This window comes from Streptomyces sp. NPDC088910 (assembly GCF_044749865.1).
Lineage (GTDB): Bacteria > Actinomycetota > Actinomycetes > Streptomycetales > Streptomycetaceae > Actinacidiphila.
On record NZ_JBIVIV010000022.1, the window covers coordinates 28,744 to 51,552 of the forward strand.

Here is a 22,809-nt window from a genome sequence, read left to right on the forward strand (position 1 = left end):
AAGTCGGCACCGCGGGCGGCTCCACCGGCCACGGAAGGGTGCGTCTGTGCAGGTGAGCCGTAATGGACACCTCTTGACATCTTTTCCGGGCGCCCTCTAGCGTCGTCTGCCATGAGCGATCAGCCGACCATCGCCGGTGAGGGATTCCATCCGCATCTCCCGGCCGGTTCCGACCCTTCGCACGGCTCGCTGCGCAGCCGACTGCACCACATCAAGGCCGACGGCCTCGACGGCGACACCGCGCAGACCGGCGGCATGCGGCGGTTCGCGGCGATCAGCGGCGGGACCGTCGGGTCCGAGCGGCTGTGGATGGGCCAGACCCATGTCGCCCCCGCCACCGCCTCCTCCGACCACCACCACGGCGAGTCGGAGACCGCGATCTATGTCGTCAGCGGACGGCCGGAGTTCGTCTTCGTGGACGACTCCGGCGGCGAGCCCGAGGAGGTACGGCTGCGCGCCGCGCCCGGCGACTACATCTTCGTACCCCCCTTCGTGCCGCACCGCGAGGAGAACCCGGACGACTCCGAGGAGGCCGTGGTCGTCATCGCCCGCAGCACCCAGGAGGCGATCGTGGTGAACCTCCCGAGCCTGTACGCGCTTCCGGGTGACGGCTCCTGACGAGCCGTCACCCGGAAGGTCACGCGAAGCGGTCACCGAGACCGGTCACCGGGGCCGGTGCCGTCACGTGTGTCCGAGACCGGCGGCCGGGGTCAGTCGTTGACCAGGTCGAACTCCTCCCAGGGACCGATCGCCGTACGGTTGGCGATCAGGGCGGCGGCGCCCGCGTTCTCCGCCGTCACGTACTGATGGTTGGAGTGGGCGCGCAGCGTCACCGCGCCGTCCGGGTCGTGGATCAGGTCGAAGGTCTCGGCGGCGCCGATGGTACTGCTGCTCGCGATCAGCGCACCGGCCCCGGAGTTGGGGGTGGTCACGTACTTGTTGTTGGCGTGCGCCCGCAGCGCGACCGTCCCTGAACCGAGGTCGATCGCGTCGAAGGTCTCCCAGGGGCCGATCGCCGTACGGTTGGCGATGAGCGCCGCCGCGCCCGCGTTCTCCGCCGTCACGTACTGGCTGTTGGCGTGGGCCTTGAGGCTGATCGTGGTGCTCTGGCCCGGATTCCCCGTCCCGCCGCCCGGGATGGTGGTCTGGCCGGTGAGGCGGATGTCGCGGGAGGAGGAGCCGACGTAGACGGCGTTGGTGCCGGCCGCGTTGGTCCAGGTGGTGGTCCAGTACTGGAAGCTGCGGGCGTCCAGGGTGACCGTGACGTGCTGGCTCTGGCCGGGGTTGAGGCTGACCCGCTGGAAGCCGCGCAGGTTCTTGGGCGGTTCGCCGGTGGTGGCGGGCTGTCCGACGTAGACCTGGGCGACCTCGGCGCCCGCTCGTGTGCCGGTGTTGGTGACGTCGAAGCCGACCGCGACGTTGCCGTTCGCGTCGGGTGCGCCGACCGTCAGGCCCGAGTAGCCGAAGGTCGTGTAGGACAGGCCGAAGCCGAACGGGTAGGCCGGGGTCTTGTTCTGCGAGTCGTACCAGCGGTAGCCGACGTTCACGCCCTCGCTGTACTGCACCGTGTTGTTCTGGCCGGGCCACTGCGCGGTGGTGTGCGCCGGGACGTCCGCGAGGGAGGCGGGGAAGGTCACCGGCAGCTTGCCGGAGAAGTTGACGTCGCCGTAGAGGAGCCGGGCGATGGCGTTGCCGTCCTCCTGGCCCGGATACCAGTTCTCGATGATGCCCCGGACGGAGTTGGCCCACGGCATGGCGATCGCCGAGCCGCTGTTGACGACCACGATGGTGTTGGGGTTGGCCGCCGCGACATCGGTGACGAGCTGGTTCTGGTCGCCGGACAGCGAGATGTCGTTGATGTCGGCGCCTTCGCCCTCGCCCTTGTTCACGAAGACGATCGCGGTGTCCGCGTTGCGCGCCGCCGTGACGGCCTCGCCGTGCAGGTCCTGATTGGGGATCTGCCAGCCCAGTTCCAGCTCGCTGCCGCCGCCGTCCTGGAAGTAGTCGATCTCGACGCTGACCGGCTGGCCCGCGGTGAGCGTCACCGTGCCCGTCTTCGTGGTGGTCGGCTGATTCGCCCAGTTGTTGATGATCTGCTGGCCGTTGACGAACAGCCTGCTGCCGTCGTCACTGGTCAGGGCGAAGGTGTACGTGCCGGTGGTCGGCGGGGTCAGCGTGCCGGTCCACTTCGCCGACCAGCCGGTCGCCGGGACACCGGACGCCGGAGAGGCGCCGCCCCACAGGAAGTTCAGCGTCGGGTCGACCCGCGAGAGGACCGGAGTGCCGCCCATCGACGTCCCGTTGTAGAACTGCCCGTACAGGCCGTGGCCGCTGCCCGAAGAGGGCGTCAGATACGGGCTGTCGACGATCTCGCCGCTCGGGGAGGCGTACCCCTGGGCGTAGTTGACGCTCGCGCCGCTGCCCGCGCGGGTGACCAGCGCCGAGTACGGGGTCACGACCGAGGACGAGCCGACGTGCGTGCTGCCGCCGCCCGCCGTCATGGCGTTGGGACCCGCGTCGTCGCCGATCACGGCGATCTTCTTGTTCGCCGAGCCCAGCGGTAGCGCGGCGGAGGCGTTCTTCAGCAGGACGCTGCCCTCCTCGGCGACCTGCCGGGCCGTGGTCCGGTGCGCGTCCGTGCTGACCGGCGTGGTGATGGTGCCGGTCTGCGTGGTGTCGAAGAGCCCGGAGGCGAACATCGCGGTGAGGATGCGGCGGACGTGCCCGTCGAGCGTGGCCTGCGAGACCTGGCCGGAGGCCACCGCGTTGGTGAGCGCCGTGCCGTAGAAGTCGCTGCCGTTCATCTCCATGTCCAGGCCGTTGTTGGCCGAGGCGACCGTGGAGTGGGTGCCGCCCCAGTCGGAGGTGACGAAGCCGGTGAAGCCGAGGTCGCCCTCCAGCACCTGCTGGATCAACTGGGCGTTCTCGCAGGCGAAGGTGCCCGCGACCGAGGCGTAGGAACACATCACCGAGTACGCCTGGCCCTGCTTGACGGCGGCCTCGAAGGCGGGCAGGTAGATCTCCCGCTGGGTACGGTCGGACATGATGACGTTGTCCGAGGCGTTGTTGCGGTTGGTCTCCTGGTTGTAGTCCGCGTAGTGCTTGACCTGGGCCATCGGGCCCTGGCTCTGGATGCCCTGGATGTCGGCGGCGCCCAACTGGCCTGTCAGATAGGGGTCTTCGCCCAGTGACTCGAAGGCGCGGCCCCAGCGCGGGTCGCGCACGATGTTGATCGTCGGGCCGAGCACCACGTTGGCGCCCTTGCCCCACTCCTCGTTGCCGATCACCTGGCCGTAGCTCTTGGCCAGATCGCGGTCCCAGGAGGCCGCGGCGGCCACCGGGGCCGGGAGCTGTGTGACGCCGCCCGCGCCGTCCGCGACGCCCGCCGGGCCGTCCTGGAGGCGTAACTGGGGTATGCCGAGACGGGTGTTGGCGTCCACGCAGGCGCCCCATGAGCACTGCGCGCCGCCGTGCATCATCGTGATCTTCTCGGCGTTGGTCATCTGCGCCAGCAGAGCGTCGGCGCGCTGCGCGGGGGTGTCGGCCGCGCTCATCCACGGCCGGGCGTCGACCGCCGACGCGGACTGCGCGGGCAGGGGTCCGGCGGTCAGCGCGGCCAGCGCGGCGACCGCGATGGCGAGCACGCTGGAGAGCAGGGGGCGTCGTCTCATCGCCACTCCGTTCGGGTTCGGCGGGCGGTGTGGGGTGCCGCCCGTGCCAGGGGGGATGGAGCCCAAGAGTGCTCACCGAGGATTGTGCTCAACTTGCGCACAGGTCAAGGGTTATTGCAGATTCGACGCCGCCATATTGCGTGAAGTCGGCCGCTACGACCGCCTGTTGCGTCCGCGACTGCCCTGATTAGGTGCGATCCCGAACACCCGGAGTCGGCCCGAGACGGCGCGCGCGAGCGGCCCGAGACGGCACGCGCCGAGCGGCCCGGGCCCGCGCGCGCCGGGCGGCCCGGACCCGTGCGGCCCGCTCCCGGACATGCGGAAGGGCCGCCGCCCTGAACAGGGCGGCGGCCCCTCGCACTCGGTGGTGCCCGTAGGCGCGCCTGTGGGGCGACGCGCCTACGGGGTCTCAGGCGCCATGACGGCCTTCGTCATGGGGTTACGGGTACGACGTCACCGTGGACGGTACGGTCGAGGTGCCCGACGTGCCCGGCCCGGTGTTGTTGATGACGTGGGCGTATTGGCCCATGCCGCCGAGCGAGACGACCAACAGGTCGTGGAACTTCACGCCCGCCGTGGTCGGTGCCTCGAAGCCGTGGTCCTGGATGATCGACGGATCGGCCGTGTAGTTGCAGTAGCTGCCGAGACCCCAGCCCTCGTGGGTGGTGACGTTGTCGTCCACCTTGTAGGCCGCGAACCCGCGGATACTGCCGTTCTGGACCGCCGCCTGGTTCGGGGCGTCGTAGGCCTTCTCGTTCTGGAAGAAGATCGTCCTGCCGTTCTGACCGGACCACTCCACGTCGTACTTCTTGAAGTGCTCCACGAACAGGCCGGTCGCCAGCACGTTGTTGCCGTTGACCTTCAGACCGATGTCGGCCGGGTTGACGTTCCAGCCGGTCGGCGCGCTGCCGTGGTCGGCACGCCAGATCCAGGTGTGGTCGATGATGACGTCATTGCTGTTGATCTCGAACGCGGTCTGGGCCTGAGCGGCGCGCGCGCCGCCGACCCGGGCGAACACGTCCTGGACCGTGGTCGGGTTGGCCGAGTGGTTCGCGGACGAACCGGGCGCGCCGACCTGGAGGAGCTGCGGCGAGTTGCCCGCACCGGCGTCGATCAGGAAGCTCGCCAGCCGGACGCCGTCCACGTCGGCGACCTTCACCGCGTCCACGCCGTTGTCCGGGACGACCGTGGCGTAGCCGAGGCCGAGGACGACGGTGTTGGCGCGCGTGACGTTGATCGGCTGGTCCACGTGGTAGATGCCCGGAGTGAGCAGCAGGTTCAGCCCCTGCGCGAGCGCCGCGTTGATGGTCGCCGCGGAGTCGCCGGGGTGCGCCACGTAGAACTGCGTCAGCGGGATCGACGTACCCGGCGTGTTGGGCCAGGAGGTGCCGCTCGCGTTCTGCCGCAGGCTCGGCACGAACACCGAGTAGTTGTTGCCGTCCAGGTACATGTACGGCTTCTCACGCGACTCCGGCGTCGTGGCCAGCGTCGTGTAGACCGGGTTCGGGAAGCCCTGCGCCGGAGCGCCCTTCACACCCGAGAACACCATGTTCCACACGCCGTTGGTCCAGCCGCCGATGGAGCTGTCGCGGGTGTACCACTGCTGCTGCGAGTACGGGCCCACGGTGCCGTCGATCTTGCTGTCGGCGATGTAGCCGCCACTCGCCCAGCCGTAACCGGCCGGTGCCAGGTTCAGACCGCCCTGGACGTGGATCCGGCGGAACGGCGCGGCCTGCGCGACGGCCCAGCGGTCGTCGCCGCTGACCGGCTTGATGGCCAGGTTCTCCACCGAGCGCCAGAAGTTCTGCGTCGCGTTGCCGTTGAACCAGCCCGCGTCGACGGTGATGTCACCGTTGATCTGGACGTCGTCCGGGTTCTTGCCCAGGCCGGAGACCGAGGTGTAGAAGCCGACCTGGTCGTTGATGCCGTTGTACGTACCCGGCTTGAAGAAGACCTGGTAGCGGGCGTCACCGAACTGGTTGGACTCCTGCTGGGCGAAGATCTGGTCGAGCTGGCCCTGGAGGTTGGGCGTGGACGGGTCGAAGACCTTGACGTTGGGGCCGAGGTCGCCGCCGCCCTGGATCGGGCCGGTGCCGCCACCGCCGCTGCCCGCGGTGCCGAACACCTGGAACTCCCACAGGGAGTAGCCGTATCCGGTGGCGCGGACCGTGCCGTACACCCGGACGTAGCGCCCGGTGCCGGTCACGGTGAGCGTCTGGTTGCCGCCCGTGCCGGTGGTGGTGGAGTAGATGTCGGTCCAGTTCGTGCCGTCGGCCGAGGTCTGGATCTTGAAGGACTTGGCGTACGCCGCCTCCCAGTTGAGCGCGACCGAGCTGATGGTCGCGGACGCGCCCAGGTCGACCTGGAGCCACTGCGGGTCGCTGGCCGCGCTGGACCAGCGGGTGCCGGCGTTGCCGTCGACCGCGGCCGAGGCGGGCGTGCCCGCGTTCTCGGTCGAGGACGCGGTGGCGGTCTTGCCCTGCGAGAGCAGCGTCCCGGTGGCCGGCGGGTTGCCCCCGCCGCCCGTGCTGCCGTAGACCTGGAACTCCCAGAGCGAGTAACCGTAACCGGTCGCGCGCGCCGTACCGTACATACGGACATAACGCCCGGAAGCGTTTACGGCGACTGTCTGGACACCACCGGTCGCGGTGGTGGTGGAGTAGGCGTCGGTCCAGTTCGTGCCGTCGGCCGAGGTCTGGATCTTGAACGCCTTGGCGTACGCCGCCTCCCAGTTGAGGGTGACGGAGCTGATGGTCGCCGTGGCGCCGAGGTCGACCTGGAGCCACTGCGGGTCGGAGGCGGCGCTGGACCAGCGGGTGCCGGTGTTGCCGTCGACCGCGGCCGAGGCGGGCGTGCCCGCGTTCTCGGTCGACGACGCCGTCGCGGTCTTGCCCTGGGAGAGCAGTGTGTCCGCCGCGCGGGCGGAGTGCGAGGGTACGAAGAGGAGCAACGAGGCGATCAGGGCCGTGATGATCGCCGCGGCGGTGTTACGCCGATTCGCCGGTGCTGATGGTCTCAGCGCCGTCGAGCCGGAGGGGGGAGCGAGCATGAGCAACTCTCCTGGTTCCACACGTGGGGGGGCAGGGGTCGGTGATCGTCAGGCCGAACTGCGGTGGCCGGACGACAGGATGCTGCTGAAACGGTGAAGTCCGGGCGGGCGCCCACCTGTTGAGGTGAGAGCGCTCTCCCGGGTGCACACCGCGATGGTTCTCCCTGTGTTTCATCCATGTCAAGAGTTGTGCACAGAGTGCGTCCTCCCGAATGGGGAAGCTCCAGAAATCCGGGCAAAGCCGTCGTAGCTGGTGACACAAGTTGAACGCACTGCGGTGACCAGCGGGTATGTCAGGACGTCTCCGCGCGGCAGGCCGCTTGACGCGCCGTCGCACCTCGCCCGCACCCCGGTCCGACCCGGAAACGCTTCCGTATACCTTCAGAGCATGAAGCCGCAGTGGACTGCGGTGGTATGTGCGGCGGATGGCGAAAAGGGCCGTTCCCGGCGCGCGCGAGGCGCACCGGGAACGGCCCTGGGGCAGAGCGTCGGATCAGACCGCGGTGGTCGACCGGCGACGGCCGCGGCGGGCGTAGTAGAGCGCCCCGCCGCCGACGAGCAGTACGCCCGCGGTGATGCCCAGCGGCAGGACCGGAGAGGTGCCGCCGGTCTCCGCGAGGGTCTGCGTGGAGGCGTCGTTGTGACCGCCGGACGAGCCGCCCGAGTGCGAACCGCCGTTGGAGCCGCCGGAGTTCGCCCCGCCGGAGTTCGCGCCGCCCGAGTTCGCGCCGCCCGAGGAGGAGCCGCCGGAGGTGCCGTGGCCGCCCCCGCCGTGGGTGTCGATGTCCTTGACCGACTTCACGGAGCCGTCGGCGTTCAGCAGCACCTGCTTGTTGTTCGGGTGCTTGAAGTCGAACGCGCCGGCCAGCGAGTTGGCGCGGCTGTCGAAGGACGCGTCACCGACCCGGCCGGTCTTCCAGTTGTCCTCGATGAACCTGGTGATCGACGCCTGCTCGGTGCGGGTGTGGTCGACCGAATTCACCTTGCTGTACGGGGAGATGACCAGCAGCGGCTGCCGGGTGCCGGGGCCGCAGCGGTCCGCGTAGCCACCGGCCGACGCGGGACCCGCCTGGCACGCCGGGCTGTCGACGGCCTTGCCGTTGGAGCCGACCGTGCTGTCCTTCGAGCCGTTCTGCGGCTTGGCGTACGCGTGGTCGTACCAGCCGTCGGAGTCGTCGTACGCGACGACGACCGCGGTGTCCTTCCAGGAGGACGACGCCTGGACCGCGTTGATCTCCTTGACGAGGAAGTTCTGCTCGTCGGTCGGGTCGGAGTAGGCGGCGTGGCCGTCCTGGTACTCGGCGGCCTTGAGGAAGCTGACGGCGGGCAGGCTGCCCGCCTTGAGCGCGGAGTCGAAGTCGGTCAGGTCGTAGTTGTGGTTCGCCTGGCCGTTGTGCCCGATCTCGGCGGTGTTCTTCGGCGCGAGGTGGTGCGGGTTCGACGTCGACGCGTAGTACTGGAACGGCGAGTGGTGCGGGCTGTAGTCGACCGAGGACGCGCCGGCGATGTTGGCGTGCGTGGAGTTGGCGCAGCTCGCGTAGTCGCCGCTCTTGCCGTCCCACGCGGTGGAGGGACGGAAGCCGCCCTGGAACCAGCCCCAGGTGACCTTCTTGGAGTTCAGCAGGTCGCCGACGTTCTTGCCGCGCATGACCGCCAGCGCGTTGGTGCCGGTGTGGCTGTTGTCCGAGCAGTCGTCGAACGCCGGGTCGGGGTCGTTGATGACCGTGCCGACGCCCTTGGCGTCGGGGGAGACCACCGTGTACGCGTCCGGCTTCGCCGTCTGCTTCGGGTGCTCGGTGCCCGAGGCCGGGTCGACCGAGATGACACCGTGCGTCTGACCGGAGATCAGATTGAGCGCGCCCGGCGTGGACGGACCGTACGTGGAGCTGTACGAGTTGTCGCCCAGCGAGTAGTGCTGCGCGTAGTTCCACAGGCCCGTGACGGTGTTGCCGTCGTAGTAGTCCATCACCAGACCGGGCTCGCCGAACAGGCCGCCAGAACACTTGCTGGTCTCGGTGTTCTGGACGTACGCGTCGGCCTTGCCGCCGTTGGCCGCGTACTGCTCGGGGCCGTAGTTGTGGTTCTGGTCGCAGGTCACGGTCTGGTCGGGGGAGAGCCGCTTGGGCGCGTACTGGTTCGGGTTGGTCTTGAGCAGACCGGCGTGCGCGAGGGTGTCGATGTTCTTCGGCGTGTTCCCGGCCGCCGTGAACTTCGTGCCGTCGGTGTTCGCCGCGGTCGGGTAGCTGCCGAAGTAGTGGTCGAAGGAGACGTTCTCCTGGAAGATCACCACCAGGTGCTTGATCGGCGTCTCGGTGCCGCCACCGCCGTTGTGCGACGGGGAGTCGGCCAGGGCCGGCGCCGCCGTCCCGCCCATCAGCACGAGCGCCGCAGCTCCGGCGAACGCCCCCCACCGGGCGGCCCGTACGCGCGGGCCCGCCCCTCTGCTCGTGCCAGAACCGCTTGTGGTGCTCATACTTTCTCAGCCTCCGCTAAGTGCCGCGTCGCGCGTGCCGCTGTCATTCGTGCACGGTGTCGAACGCGATCGTCATGGCGGTCCGCGACATGACAAAGGCACAGCGGTGGAGGCCGGGTGAACAGCGGGTCAGTAAAATCTTAGGAAGCCTTGACCCCGCTTTTACACTCTGAGCTGCGGTTTCAGGCGAGCAGCCTGCTGCCGAGCCAGTCGGACCGGTCGCGCACTCCCGGCAGGACGAAGAAATAGCCGCCGCCGAACGGGGTGATGTAGTCCACCAGCGGCTCACCCGCGAGGCGCTTTTGCACCGCCGCGAACTGCCGCTCGATGTCCTGCTGATAACAGACGAAGATCAGCCCCATGTCGAGGTTGCCATTGCTGTCCATACCCCGGTCGTAGTTGTAACCACGGCGCAGAATACGGGAGTTGTCGGTGCGCGCGGTGCGCGGATTGGCGACCCGGATATGGCTGTCCAACGGGATCACATCGCCGGTCGGATCCTGTGCGAATCGCGGTGTGTCGAATTCCCTGGTCCCGTCCAGCGGTGCGCCGGTGTCCCGGCTGCGGCCGAACATCCGCTCCTGTTCGGTGATCGAGACCCGGTCCCAGAACTCCACCAGCATCCGGATCGTCCGCACCACCTGGTACGTGCCTCCGGTCGTCCAGGCGGGCTCGCCGCCGCCCCCGGCGCCCCGCACCCAGAGCAGCTCGTTCGCGGTGGCCGGGTCGCTGATGTCCGGATTGGAGGTGCCGTCCTTGAAACCCATGTGGTTGCGCGGTGTGCCGCTGGGCCGCGGCGGGCTGGTGAAACCGTCCAGCCGCCAGCGCACCTGCATCCCGCCGCGGGTGTGCCGGGCGATGTCGCGCAGCGCGTGCAGCGCCGTGTCCGGGTGGGGCGCGGAGAGCTGGAGGCTCACGTCCCCGTGGCACCAGTCGGGTTGGAGGTCGTCGTCCTCGAACGCGGGCATCGTGCTCAGCCGCAGCGGCTTGCGGTCCTTGAGCCCGAACCGCTCGTCGAAGAGCGAAGCGCCCACCCCGACGGTGACGGTCAGACCGTCGCCCGGCACCTTCGGGCCCAGCGTGCCGCTGTCCGACGGCGAGTCCGTGATGCCGAGCGCCGCGGGTGTGCCGCCGCCGGTCAGGAACCTCGCCCGGTCGGTGACGGTGTGCAGCAGCTCGGTCAGTTCACGCCGGTCGGCGGCGGTGACGTCGAAGGACAGGAAGAGCGAGGACTGCTGCACCGGCCGCGTGACGCCCGCCTGGTGCGGGCCGTGGAAGTCGGCGTTCGCGCGTGCCGCCGGGGCCGGGGCCGGGCCGGCGGCGGAAGCGGTCGCGCCCGTCAGCGCGGCGGCGCCACCGGCCACCGCGCCGACGGCGCCCACACCGAGCGCCGCGCCGCGCAGAAAGCCGCGCCGCCGCAGGTCGCCCGCGCCCGCCACGGGCCCGTGCGTGTCCGTCATGCCGTCCTCCGTACATCGAAGATCGTCGCCACCGGGGCGAGTTGTTCGAGCAGATCGCCGAAGTCGGCGTTGATCCGCTGGCGCTGATCGTGTGTCAGCTTGTCGAGCGGCGTCCACGTCCCACCGTGGTGCGCGGCGTCCAGGTCGCGCTCCGCGCGCTTCAGCGAAGCGTCGAGCTCGGCGGTCCGCGGGTCGCGCGGGGCGAGCAGGGCGTGCAGCCGGCCGAGCAGTTCCTCCGTACCGTCGAGATTCGCGCGGGCCGTGGCCAGATTCGTACCGCTGCCGTAGTCCGTACGGCCGGTCAGCTCGAACTGCTCGGCGTTCTCCACGATCTCGTGCGCGCGCAGTCCCAGGTCGGCCGGGTCCATCCGCTCCTGCGACCAGCCGTCGCGCAGCGTCGCCACGTTCTTGACCAGCGCGGCGGCCGGGCCGCGCAGCGAGTCGGCGGAGGCGCCGTGCCACAGCCCGTACTCGATCCGGTGGAAGCCGGTGAAGTCCGCGGAGGCGACCGAGCCAGGCGTGAGCGAGGCCGTGCCGTTGATCGCGCCGTCCGCGTCGCCGAAGGTGCCGTACGCGGCGCCCATCCGCTCGTAGACCAGGTGCGCGCTCAGCCAGTCGCGGCGGGCCGCGGTCAGATCGCCGCCGTCGATGTCCGACCTGAGGGCGCCGACGCCGCGGGCGAGGTCGTCGATCCGGGCGCCGACCCACCGCTGGTACGCCAGCGTCGGCGGGATCAGATCGTGCTGGGTGACCGGCACCGCGGCCGGACCCCGGGGAGCCCTGCCCGGTACGACGACGGTCGGCCCGGTGACCGCGTCGGTGTCCTCCTGGAGGCACTTGAACGCGTACGAGCCGCTGCCCAGGTCCACCGCCATCGGCCGGGTGATGCCCGGCGCCAGGCCCTCCACCTCGCCGTAGACCTTCCCGCTGCGCGGGTCGGTCAGATAGACCTCGGTGGCGCTCGCACCGGTGTTGCGCAGGTCGAAGACCTGCGTGCCCGGCTTCGGCGTGATCCAGCCCCGGCCGCAGCCGCCCGTGGACGCGTCCACCGCCGTGTGCCGCAGACCGTCCGACGCGGTGGCGGGAGCGGCGTGCTTGTCGGTGTGACCGCCACCGCCGCCGACGGTGAGCACCGCCGCGGTGACCGCTCCGGCGACGGCGAGCCCGGCCGCGGCCACCTGCCACATCGGCACGCGGCGGAGTCGGTTCGGTGGCGGCGGAGCTATGCCGTCTGGTTCGGCGGACACACCGGACCTCCAGATGTCGGTGCAGTGGAACGGGGCGCCGTTCATGCTAAGCACCTCACGACCGCGCACCCACCTGCGCCAAGGTCAGGAATCCACAATTCCCCGGCAGTTCACCCTTGGGTCACATAAGGGCACCCTTGCTGGGGTTTTCGGTCGGGTCCCGGCCGGTGAAGTGCCGGTTCGCGCCCGGAGCACCGTAGCGCTTTAGCGGCACCGTCACGCGTGGCGCCTCAGCAGCTCAGCAGGCCCGCGTTGACCTTGGCGGTCAGGATGCGGTGCAGGCTGTCGTCGACCGCGGCGCGCAGCGTCGCGTCCTTCGGGAGCCGGTCGATGACGGCGGCGGTCATCGGCGCGATGTCGCTCGGCCGGACCGTCAGCAGCATGTTGCCGCCCGCGGCGAAGAAGTCCAGCGCGCGCTGCGCGGGGGTACGGTCGCTGACGGCGACGGCCGCGCCGATGTCGTCGGAGATGACCGCGCCCTTGAAGCCGAGCTGGGTGCGCAGCAGGTCGTGCAGGACGATGCGCGAGAAGACCGCCTGGTTGTCGGGGTCGATCTTCGTGTAGGTCGCCGACGAGACCATGATGAACGGCGTGCCCGCCTGGATGGCGCTGCGGAACGGCTGGAGGTAGGAGTCGTTACGGGTGGTCACCGTGTCCGTGACGCCCGCCGTCAGGTCGGTGTTGCCGCGGACCCGGCCGAGGCCGGGAAAGTGCTTGGCCGTGGGAACGACCCCGGACTGCCGCATGCCGAGCAGAAACGCGTCGCTGTGCGTGGCGACGGTCGCGGGATCGTTTCCGTACTCCCGGTGCAGCTCGCCGATCGGCGCGTTGACGCCCACCAGGTCCGCCGGGACCGTGTCCGCGACCGGTGCCAGGTTCATGTTCACCCCGGCCGCCTTGAGCTGGCCCGCCCACGTCGCCGCCTCCTGCCGGAGCCGCGACGCGGACCACTGACCCTGCGTGACCGCGTTCGGCATGCTGGAGAAGCCGGGGCCGTTGAGCACCTGGACCTCGCCGCCCTCCTGGTCGGTGGAGACCAGCAGCCGCAGATTCGAGCCCTTGACGGAGGTGGCGAGCGTCCGCACCCGGTCGGTGACCCCCTTGACCGCCTGCGTGCCCGCCGAGGTGTGGCCCATCAGGATGACCGCGCCCACCTTGCCCTGCGTGATCGCCGACGCCTCGGAGCCGGTCATCCCGGTGGACGTCACGGCCGACATGAAGAGCTGCCCGACGCGCTGGGCGGTCGACATCGCGCCCGCCGTCCGGTCCACGCAGCTCGCCTGCGCCTTGGTCGTGCTCGCCGCGGGCGGCGGTACGGGAGTGGCGCGCGTCGTGCTGGGCGACGGTGACGCCGACGGGCGGGCCGACGTGGCCGTGGTCGTCGGCGCCGCGCTGGGCGACGCCGACGTCGTACCGGGCGCCACGGACGTGGCCGACGTGTCACCGCTCCCGCCCCCGTTGGAACAGGCCGCGACAGTGACCATCAGCCCCACCGCGAGCCCCACCCCACGCCGTCGCGAGCGGGACGTTCGGCTGGCGGCACCAGGAGCAGTCGGCAGACGCACGGGAAGACCTCACACCTTTTCGATCACACGGAAACGGAACGTATGCACTCATCCCCTTCCCCCTGAGGCACCAGTTGTCTCATGTGACCTGGAGAAACCCCCGCGATGGGTGTGACACGCCCCGGCAAGGCCCTTACCCGGGGGGAGGCGTCGGAGCGGCCGTCAGCCGTCGGCCGGGTCCGGGGCGGGGGGAGGCGTCGAGCCGGACGTTCCGGTGCCGGATTCGACCTCGGCCAGGCGGCGGAGGAGGAAACGGCGTTCCGGCGGGGTGGAGGAGAGGGCGATGGCCTCGCGGTAGGCGTCGGCGGCGGCGTCGGAGCGGCCGAGACGGCGCAGCAGGTCGGCGCGGGTGGCGGGGAGCAGGTGGTAGCCGTCGAGTCGGCCGCTCGCGGTGAGGGCGTCGACCAGGGCGAGGCCCGCGGCGGGCCCGCGGGCCATGGCGACGGCGACCGCGCGGTTGAGCTCGACCACGGGGCCCGGCGTCATGCGCGCCAGTTCGCCGTAGAGGAGCGCGATCTGCGGCCAGTCGGTGGCGGCGGCCTCGGCGGCGCTCGCGTGACAGGCGGCGATGGCGGCCTGGACCTGGTACGGCCCCGGGCGGCGGGCGAGCAGGGCGTCCTCCACGACGGCGAGCCCCTCGGCGATCTCGTCCCGGTCCCAGGCCGTACGGTCCTGCTCGTCGAGCGGCACCAGGTCACCGGCCGCGTCGGTACGGGCGGCGGCGCGCGCGTCGTGCAGCAGCATCAGCGCGAGCAGGCCGCGCGCCTCCGGCTCGTACGGCAGCAGCGCGGCCAGCAGCCGGGCCAGCCGGATCGCCTCGGCCGTGACGCGCCGCTGGTCGGCGCTGTCCGCCGTGTCGGCGCCGGGCGCGTAACCGGCGTTGAACAGCAGGTACAGCACGGCGAGTACGGCGGAGGTCCGCTCCGGGAGCAGGTCGCGCGGCGGCACGCGGAAGGGGATGCCCGCGTGCCGGATCTTGCTCTTGGCACGGGTGAGCCGCTGTCCCATCGTGCCCTCGGGCACCAGGAAGGCCCGCGCGATCTCCGCCGTGCTCAGCCCGGTCAGGGTGCGCAGGGTCAGCGCGACGCGGGACGGCAGCGGCAGCGCGGGGTGGCAGCAGGTGAAGATCAGCCGCAGCCGGTCGTCCGGTACGGGATCGTCGTCGTTCCCGGGCGGCGGGAGGGCGTCGTCCACCGGGGTCAGCACGGCCGCCTCCCGCAGCTTGCGTTTCTCGTTCGCCGCCCTGCGCAGCCGGTCCAGGGCGCGGTTGCGGGCGGTGGTGGTCAGCCAGGCGCCGGGCCTGCGCGGCACACCGTCGACCGGCCAGCGCTCCAGCGCCCGCGCGAAGGCGTCCTGCGCGCACTCCTCCGCGAGGTCCCAGTCGCCGGTCATGCCGATCACCGCCGCCACGACCCGGCCCCACTCCTCTGACCAGGCCGCGGCGACGGCGTCCTTGACGGGGTCGGGGCGGCGCGGCCCCGACGGGGGACGCGCCTGTCCGCGCCCGGAGTCCCCGTGTGCCCCGGTCACCGCCCAGGACTCCGCGTCCCGACCCGTCATCGCCTCACTCCGCCCCGCCACCTCGTCAGCCCGCGGCTCGCGTCACTCCGTCCAGAACGGCCGCACCTCGACCATCCCGTACCGCGCCACCGGATGCTTCGCGGCGATCGTGATCGCCTCGTCCAGATCGGCGCAGTCGATGATGTCGAAGCCGCAGATCTGCTCCTTCGTCTCGGCGAAGGGCCCGTCCGTGATCAGCGGCGCGCCGTCCTTGAACCGTACGGTGGTCGCGTCCTGCGCCGGACGGATGCGGCTGCCCAGCAGCCGGGTGCCGTTGCGGGTCGTCTCGGCGACCCACGGCATCGCGTCCATCTCCTCCTCGGGCGCGTCGGCCAGCGATCCGTCGTCGCAGATGAGCAGCAGATACTTCATGGTCCTTCTCCTTCTCCGGTCACTCCGGAGGTCGCGATGCCTCCGGCGGCCACGGGCCTCTTCCTCCCGTGCGTCCACCCCTACGACGATCGGGAACCGCCGGAAACTACACCGGGCGGAAAGAACTTCGGCACGAGCCGCGTCCGCGTCACGCCGCCGCCGTCCAGCCGAGCGCCGAGCGCCGGTGCGGGAACAACGCCACCGCCACCGCGACCAGCGCCGCACCGGCGATGAGCAGCGGCAGCGCCCGGTGCCCGTGCCCGATCAGCGCGGCACCGGCCAGGGCCCCGAGGAACATCGCCGCCGCCGAGAGCAGCCTGCGCCCCGCCTTGCTTGTCTCGCCGCCCGCCAGGCGGCTGTCCGAGGCCACGCCGGTGATGGTCAGGGTCAGCACCGTGGTCGTCAGGTCGGGCACGGCCAGCCGCCGTACCACCGCGTTCTGCCCGCCCATCGCGAAGCCCAGCAGCACGACCAGGCACCAGCGGCTCCACCCGGCGGCCGGCAGGTCGACCAGCTCGCCGACCACGTAACAGACCAGGACGAGCAGTGCCTGTCCGGCCGTCACCGCGAGCAGCAGCCGCGCCCGGTGCCGCACGACACGGTTGGCCAGCCGACCCGCGGCCAGCGCGCCCACGGCGAAGGAGAGCAGCGACAGGACGGAGGCGGTCAGCGAGAAGCCGCTGGAACCGGCGAGCGAGAAGGCCATGAAGACGACGTTGCCCGTCATGTTCGCGACGAAGACCCGGCCCAGCGCCAGATAGCTGAAGGCGTCGACCAGCCCGGTCACGACGGTGAGCCCGAGCAGCAGCGGCGGCAGCGGCCCGTGCCGCCCGCCGAAGTCGGGTACGAGCGTGTCGCGGGCCTCGCGGAGCGTGGAGTTCACGGCGGCCGTCCTCCGATCATGCGTTCCCTGGGCGACCCATGGTCCCGCCCCGCAGCCCGTCAGACCCCCCGCCGCGCGGGACCTTCCGCCGTAAGCGGGCCGTCGCCCGTACGAACGCCGTGCCGCGCCGGTACGAAGAGCGGTCCGCGCCCGTATGAAAGTCGGTCCGCGCCGGTCCGAAAGCCAGCCCGCGCGGGTCCGAAAGCCAGGCCGCGCCGGTACGAAGATCGGTCCGCGCCCGTACCGACAAGCGGACCGCCCACAGCCGTGCCGGTGCCCGCTCCCGCGCCCGAACGGGCACGTCAGCCGTGCCGCGCGTGGCATACGGGGGACGCGCGGGCTGTCGGCGCCGTACGGGCCCGCGCCGGTGTGAGACTGGCCCGCGACGTGGCGATCCTGGAGCGCGCGAGCAGCGGCGCGGCATGACGGCACGTCAAGGGGGCAGCCGCGCAAAGGTCGGGCCGTCGGCCCGGCTCGGACCGGGCTGTCGGACCGGCTCACGTCGAGCCGTCGGTACGGCTCATGAAGGAGGGACCCATGGCGTCAGCGCCGGAAGCCGCGTCCGGCGGCACGATCACCACCGACGTCCCCGCGCGCCTCGACCGGCTGCCGTGGTCGCGCTGGCACTGGATGATCGTGATCGGCCTGGGCACCGTGTGGATCCTCGACGGCCTCGAGGTGACCACCGTCGGCAACATCGCCGGGCGGATCTCCGAACAGGGCAGCGGGCTGTCGATCACGTCCGCCCAGATCACGGGCATCGCCGCCGCGCTCTACGTGGCGGGTTCCTGCGCGGGCGCGCTGTTCTTCGGCTGGCTGACCGACCGCTTCGGCCGCAAGAAGCTCTTCATGGTCACCCTCGCGGTCTACCTCACCGCGACCGCGATGACCGCGCTGTCCTTCCAGCCCTGGTGGTTCTTCACCTTCCGCTTCCTGACCGGCTTCGGCATCGGCGGCGAGTACGCGGCGATCAACTCGGCCATCGACGAACTGATCCCGTCCCGATTCCGCGGCCGGGTCGACCTGATCATCAACGGCAGTTACTGGCTCGGCGCCATCGGCGGCTCGCTGCTGTCGATCGTCGCGCTGAACACCGACATCTTCCCCAAGGACGTCGGCTGGCGGCTCACCTTCGCCCTCGGCGTCGTCCTCGGTCTGGTGATCCTGGTGGTACGGCGGCACGTGCCGGAGAGCCCGCGCTGGCAGTTCATCCACGGCTACGGCGACGAGGCGGACCAACTGGTCGGCACGGTCGAGCGGGAGATCGAGGAGGAGAAGGGCGAGCGGCTGCCGCGCGCCAAGAACTCGATCACCATCCACCAGCGCAAGAGCATCGGGTTCGGGCTGATCGCCAAGACCGTCTTCCACAAGTACCCCAAGCGCGCGGTGCTCGGCCTGTCGCTCTTCATCGGCCAGGCGTTCCTCTACAACGCCATCACCTTCGGGTTCGGCTCCATCCTCACCACCTTCTTCGGCGTCTCGACCGGCAAGACCGGCTACTACTTCGCGGTCATCGCGGCGGGCAACTTCCTCGGTCCGCTGCTGCTCGGCAAGCTCTTCGACACCGTCGGCCGCCGGGTCATGATCTCCTCGACGTATCTGATCTCCGGCATCCTGCTGTTCGGCACGGCGTGGCTCTTCCACCGCGGCTCGCTGGACGCCACGACGATGACCGCGTGCTGGTGCGTCGTGCTGTTCTTCGCCTCCGCCGGTGCCAGCAGCGCGTATCTGACCGTCTCGGAGATCTTCCCGATGGAGACCCGCGCGATGGCCATCGCCTTCTTCTATGCGATCGGTACGGCCGCCGGCGGCATCAGCGGTCCGCTGGTCTTCGCCGACCTCACCAAGTCCGGTGTCGTGGACGACACCGTGCTGGCCTTCGTGATCGGCGCGTCCCTGATGTGCGCGGCGGGCCTGGTCGCGGCGGTGCTCGCGGTCAAGGCCGAGGGCCGCTCGCTCGAGGACATCGCCACCCCGCTGTCGTCCGCCGAACCGGCGTCCGCCTCCGCCTAGCGGCAGGCCCCGCGGGGCGAATCGAGTGGACGCGGCCGGATTCCGGTCGCGTCCACTGTCTTGTCCGGGGCCCGGAGCCGGTGCTACGTTCACCGCCAATCGAACGAATCGAATCAGTTCGACAGTCGAGGGACTCGGAGTCGGTCATGACGGTGACGATCGCGGATGTGGCGCGGCACGCGGGCGTTTCGCGCAGCACGGTGTCGTACGTCCTGAGCGGCAACCGGACCATCTCGCCCGAGACCATCAGGCGCGTCGAACTGAGCATCGAGACGCTGGGGTTCAGGCCGCACGCCGGGGCGCGGTCCATCCGCACCCGCCGCACCGGTGTGATCGCGATGGCCCTGCCGATGGTCTACGGCCCGCACAACCAGGTGCAGATGCCGTACGTCTGGGCCGCCCTCACCGCGGCCCAGGACAGCGGGCTCAAGGTGCTGATGCTGACCGACGACGACGGTGAGGCGGCCATCAGGGACGCGGTCGCCAGCGCGCTCGTCGACGGCGTGATGCTGATGGAGGTGCAGCGGCAGGACCCCAGGATCCCGCTGCTCACCGAGTTGAAGTGCCCCGCGGTGCTGGTCGGCACGCCGGACGACCCGCACGGACTGCCGCGCGTCGACTTCGACTTCGCGCTGGCCGCGCGGGCCTGCGCGGAGCATCTGCACGAGTCGGGCCACACCCGGGTCGGCTACCTCGGGCAGGCGCCCGAGGCATTCGGCCGTGACGTGGCCTACGCGGTGCACGCCCGCGAGTCGGTGCTGGCCGCGCTGGAGAGCGGGGGCAGGACCGCGGTCTGGGCCGCGTGCGAGCCCGCTCCCGGCGGGGTGGTCCGCGCGCTGGACGACCTGCTGACCCGCGAGCCCGAACTGACCGCGCTGATCGTCTACAACGAGCGCGTGCTGCCGCTGGTGATGGACCGGCTCGCCGGTATGGGGTGCGCGGTCCCGCGCGACATCTCCGTCATCGCGATCTGTCCCGACGACGAGGCCGAGCGGTGCACCCCGTCGCTGACCTCGGTGTCGCTGCCCGCCGAGGAACTGGCCAGGGCGGCCGTACGCAGCCTGGCCCGGCGGATCAAGGGCGAGGAGCTGCCCGCGAGCACGCTGCTCGCCCCGACGCTGAAGGTGCGCGGCAGTACGGGTCCAGCCCGCTGAGGCGCGTCCACCGGCGCTTACCGCCTCCGCTCTGACCGGGCGCCTCCGCTCTGACCCGGTGTCACCGCACCGACCCGGTGTCACCGCACCGACCCGGTGTCACACCGCACCACCCTCTGCGTTTCCTTGCCCACACTCCCTCACGCACGGCGCGGACCGGTGGGCGGTCCCGTGCCCGCGGCGCCACTGTCGAATCAATTCGAAAGGCACGTCGATGAGCCGCTCCCTCCCCTTCCCCCGCCTCTCCCGCACCGCCGCCCGACCCGGCACGCTGGCGGCGCTGGCCGCCGCCGGGGTGCTCGTGCTGGCCGCCTGCGGCACCGGCTCCGGCAGTTCGGGCTCCGGCTCCGACACGCTGACGGAGATCGACTACTACGACGCGGCGCCGCAGAACACCCAACTGCCGCGGATACTCGACGAGTGCGCCGCCAAGTCCGGCGTGCACATCAAGCACCAGCAGGTGCCGCGCGCCCAGTTCATGCCGAAACTGCTCCAGCAGGCATCGGCCCGCACCCTCCCCGACCTGGCGCTGATCGACAACCCCGACCTCCAGCAACTGGCCGCCACCGGGGGCCTGGTGTCGCTGTCGAAGGCCGGACTGACCACCGAGGGCCTGTACCCGTCGATCGTCGCCGCGGGGCAGTACGACGGCCAGACGTACGGGATCGCGCCGGGCGTCAACGGCCTGGCGCTCTACTACAACAAGGACCTGTTCACCCGGGCGGGGCTCACGCCGCCGAAGACCTGGGACGAACTGACCGCCGCGGCGAAGAAGTTTACCAAGGGCTCCCGCTACGGCGTCGCGTTCAGCGCGGTCGGCACCGAGGAGGGCAGCTTCCAGTTCGAGCCCTTCTTCTGGACCGCGGGCGCCAGCCTGAAGGCGCTGGACTCGCCGCAGGCCGTCAAGGCGCTCACGCTGTGGAAGGACCTGGTCGGTACGGGCTCGGCCTCCAAGTCGGTGGTCACCTGGACGCAGGCGGACGTCAACGACCAGTTCCTCGCCGGGAACGCGGCGATGATGGTGAACGGCCCCTGGCAGCTCCCCACGCTCAACGCGGCCAAGGACCTGCGCTTCGGCGTGGTGCCCATACCGGTGCCCGATCCCTCCGCGAAGCCGGTCGTGCCGCTGGGGGGCGAGGTCTGGACGGTCGGGCACAGCAACGCGGCGCGCGAGGCCAAGGCCGTCTCCGTGGTGAAGTGCCTGCTCGGCCAGGAGGAGAGCCTGAAGTGGTCCAAGGACGCGGGCTACATCCCCAGCAACCAGCAGGCCGCCGCGCAACTGGCGACCAGTCAGCCGCAGTTGGCGGCCTTCGTGGCGGAGGTCGGCACCGCGCGGGCCAGGACCACGGAACTGGGCACCGACTACCCCAAGGTCAGCCAGGCGCTCGCCGACGCGATCCAGGCCGCGCTCGCGGGCGGCACCAGCCCGCAGTCCGCGCTCGCCCAGGCGCAGCGCTCCGCGCGGAACTAGGCGGGGCCGACCGATGTCCACCACTGTCCGCAACGCCCCGGTGGCACGGGCGAAGCCCGTCGCCGCCCGGCAGGACGGCCACGGCCGCCGCCCCCGGCGCCGCACCGGCCGCTGGGCGGCCTTCGCCTTCATCGCCCCCGCCTGGCTCTACGTCCTCGGCTTCTATCTGTACCCGCTGGCCGGCAACGTCCGGATGGGCTTCCAGAACTACACCGTCTCCTCCTTCTACACCGGCGTCGCGCCGTACGTCGGCTGGGACAACTACACGGCTGTCCTCCACGACAGCCACTTCTCCCGCACTGTCGTCAACACCGTGCTGTTCACGGCCGGTTCGCTGGCCTTCCAGTTCGCCATCGGCTTGGCCCTCGCGGTCTTCTTCAACCGGTCCTTCCCGCTGGGCGGCCCGCTGCGCTCGCTGCTGCTGATCCCCTGGCTGCTCCCGCTGGTGGTCTCGGGCACCGCCTGGCGCTGGATCCTCGACACCGACTCGGGCGTGCTCAACCACGCGCTGCTGAGCCTGGGTCTGACGGGCCATCCGATCCCGTGGCTCGCCAGCACCCACGACTCGCTGATCGCCGTGACGCTGGTCAACATCTGGGTCGGCATCCCCTTCAACATGGTGATCCTCTACGGCGGACTCCAGAGCATTCCGGGGGAGCTGTACGAGGCCGCGTCGCTGGACGGCGCGAACGCCTGGCGCCGCTTCCGGCACATCACGCTCCCGCTGCTGCGGCCGGTCACCGCCGTGGTGCTGACGCTGGGGCTGATCTACACCATCAAGGTCTTCGACGTGATCATGATCCTCACCCAGGGCGGCCCCGCCGGGTCCTCGCAGACGCTGACCACCTACGCGTACAACCTCTCCTTCCAGCAACTGCTGTTCGGGCGGGGCGCGGCGGTGGGCAACCTGCTCATCGTGGTCGCGGTGGTCTTCGCCGCGGTCTATCTGCGCAGCACCCGTGAGCAGCGGCGGGCGGGACGGTGAGCGCCCCCGCCACCGGCGCGCGCCGGTTCACCCGCCCGCTGAACACCGTGATCGCGCTGCTGATCCTCGCGGTGATGCTCTTCCCGCTGTACTGGATGCTCAACGCGTCGCTGCTGCCCTCGACCGATCTGGTGAAGAGCTCCCCGACCTGGTTCCCGCTGCACGGCACGCTCCAGGGCTACCGCAGGGCGCTGTCCAGCCAGGGCGGCCACCTCCTGGTCAGCCTCGGGGTGTCGGCCGGGACCGTCCTGGTGGTGCTGCTGATCGCGGTGCCCGCCGCGTACGGTCTGGCCCAACTGCGGGCGCCCGGCGGCCGGATGCTTACCTTCGCCTTCCTGGTGGCGCAGATGATCCCCGGCGTGGTGATGGCCAACTCGCTCTACACGATGGCCAACAAGCTCCAGTTGCTGAATTCGCCGCTGGCGCTGATCCTGGCCGACTCCACGCTGTGCGTGCCCTTCGCGGCACTCATCCTGAGCACCGCCATGCGCGGTGTGCCCGCGGAACTGAGCGAGGCGGCGGAACTCGACGGCGCGTCACGGCTGCGCACCCTGCTGTCGGTGATCCTGCCGGTCAGCAGGAACGCCGTGGTCACCGCGAGCCTGTTCTCCTTCCTCTTCGCGTGGGCCGACTTCCTGTTCGCCGTCACCCTCACCACCCAGGACGACCGGGCGCCCGTCACCGTCGGCATCTACCGCTTCATCGGCGCCCATCTCAGCGACTGGAACAGCGTGATGGCCACCGGGATCATCGCCTCGCTCCCGGCCGCGGTGCTGCTCGTCATCGCCCAGCGCTACGTGGCGGCGGGCGTGACCAGCGGCGCCGTCAAGGACTGACCCCCAACAGCCCTGCCCCGCCCGGCCCCGCGACCACGACCGGCCGCGACCACGACCGGCCGCGACCCCG

General features: G+C 70.8%; 15 protein-coding genes. 6 read left to right on the forward strand and 9 right to left on the reverse strand.

Annotated elements, in window-relative coordinates; genetic code table 11:
* The first annotated feature begins 111 nt into the window (after positions 1-111).
* Positions 112-618 (forward strand): cupin domain-containing protein, encoded by a 507-nt coding sequence (locus tag ACIP4Z_RS34335; protein WP_355345836.1) that lies wholly within the window; start codon positions 112-114, stop codon positions 616-618.
* Between the two features lie 92 nt (positions 619-710).
* On the opposite strand, the gene ACIP4Z_RS34340 is transcribed toward ACIP4Z_RS34335, so the two are convergent.
* From ACIP4Z_RS34340 to ACIP4Z_RS34380, 9 genes are all read right to left on the reverse strand, one after another.
* Positions 711-3,671 (reverse strand): glycoside hydrolase family 3 C-terminal domain-containing protein, encoded by a 2,961-nt coding sequence (locus ACIP4Z_RS34340; protein WP_401314405.1) that lies wholly within the window; start codon positions 3,669-3,671, stop codon positions 711-713.
* Between the two features lie 439 nt (positions 3,672-4,110).
* On the reverse strand, positions 4,111-6,720 hold the full coding sequence (locus ACIP4Z_RS34345; protein WP_355345842.1) for a discoidin domain-containing protein: 2,610 nt from the start codon (positions 6,718-6,720) through the stop codon (positions 4,111-4,113).
* A gap of 493 nt (positions 6,721-7,213) precedes the next feature.
* A complete protein-coding gene (locus tag ACIP4Z_RS34350; protein ID WP_401314407.1) occupies positions 7,214-9,193 on the reverse strand; it encodes an alkaline phosphatase family protein in 1,980 nt (659 codons plus the stop codon).
* A 182-nt stretch (positions 9,194-9,375) separates the two neighbouring features.
* A complete protein-coding gene (gene efeB / locus ACIP4Z_RS34355; protein WP_401314409.1) occupies positions 9,376-10,653 on the reverse strand; it encodes an iron uptake transporter deferrochelatase/peroxidase subunit in 1,278 nt (425 codons plus the stop codon).
* A complete protein-coding gene (locus ACIP4Z_RS34360; protein WP_401314443.1) occupies positions 10,650-11,840 on the reverse strand; it encodes an EfeM/EfeO family lipoprotein in 1,191 nt (396 codons plus the stop codon). The genes efeB and ACIP4Z_RS34360 overlap by 4 nt, the downstream gene beginning before the upstream one ends.
* Positions 11,841-12,130: 290 nt before the next feature.
* Positions 12,131-13,384: a glycoside hydrolase family 3 N-terminal domain-containing protein gene (locus ACIP4Z_RS34365; protein ID WP_401314411.1), complete on the reverse strand. Its 1,254-nt coding sequence runs from the start codon at positions 13,382-13,384 to the stop codon at positions 12,131-12,133.
* Positions 13,385-13,627: 243 nt separating this feature from the next.
* Complete coding sequence (locus tag ACIP4Z_RS34370) at positions 13,628-15,025, reverse strand: RNA polymerase sigma factor (RefSeq protein WP_401314413.1); 1,398 nt, start codon at positions 15,023-15,025, stop codon at positions 13,628-13,630.
* 42 nt (positions 15,026-15,067) lie between these two features.
* Positions 15,068-15,397, reverse strand: a complete 330-nt coding sequence (locus tag ACIP4Z_RS34375; RefSeq protein WP_401314415.1) for a YciI family protein — start codon at positions 15,395-15,397, stop codon at positions 15,068-15,070.
* A 148-nt stretch (positions 15,398-15,545) separates the two neighbouring features.
* Positions 15,546-16,280, reverse strand: coding sequence for a YoaK family protein (locus ACIP4Z_RS34380; protein ID WP_355345862.1), 735 nt, complete (start codon positions 16,278-16,280; stop codon positions 15,546-15,548).
* A gap of 537 nt (positions 16,281-16,817) precedes the next feature.
* Between ACIP4Z_RS34380 and ACIP4Z_RS34385 the strand changes: the two genes are divergently transcribed.
* The 5 genes from ACIP4Z_RS34385 to ACIP4Z_RS34405 all read left to right on the forward strand — a co-directional run bounded on the left by ACIP4Z_RS34385 (position 16,818) and on the right by ACIP4Z_RS34405 (position 22,739).
* Positions 16,818-18,293, forward strand: a complete 1,476-nt coding sequence (locus ACIP4Z_RS34385; RefSeq protein WP_401314418.1) for an MFS transporter — start codon at positions 16,818-16,820, stop codon at positions 18,291-18,293.
* 146 nt (positions 18,294-18,439) lie between these two features.
* Positions 18,440-19,447 (forward strand): LacI family DNA-binding transcriptional regulator, encoded by a 1,008-nt coding sequence (locus ACIP4Z_RS34390; protein ID WP_401314420.1) that lies wholly within the window; start codon positions 18,440-18,442, stop codon positions 19,445-19,447.
* A gap of 214 nt (positions 19,448-19,661) precedes the next feature.
* On the forward strand, positions 19,662-20,918 hold the full coding sequence (locus ACIP4Z_RS34395; RefSeq protein WP_401314422.1) for an ABC transporter substrate-binding protein: 1,257 nt from the start codon (positions 19,662-19,664) through the stop codon (positions 20,916-20,918).
* Between the two features lie 13 nt (positions 20,919-20,931).
* Entirely contained in the window at positions 20,932-21,903 is a 972-nt protein-coding gene (locus ACIP4Z_RS34400) for an ABC transporter permease subunit (RefSeq protein ID WP_391052374.1), read from the forward strand.
* 74 nt (positions 21,904-21,977) lie between these two features.
* Positions 21,978-22,739 carry an ABC transporter permease subunit gene (locus ACIP4Z_RS34405; protein WP_391052400.1) on the forward strand — a complete coding sequence of 254 codons (762 nt, stop codon included), beginning with the start codon at positions 21,978-21,980 and terminating at the stop codon, positions 22,737-22,739.
* Positions 22,740-22,809: the final 70 nt, after the last annotated feature.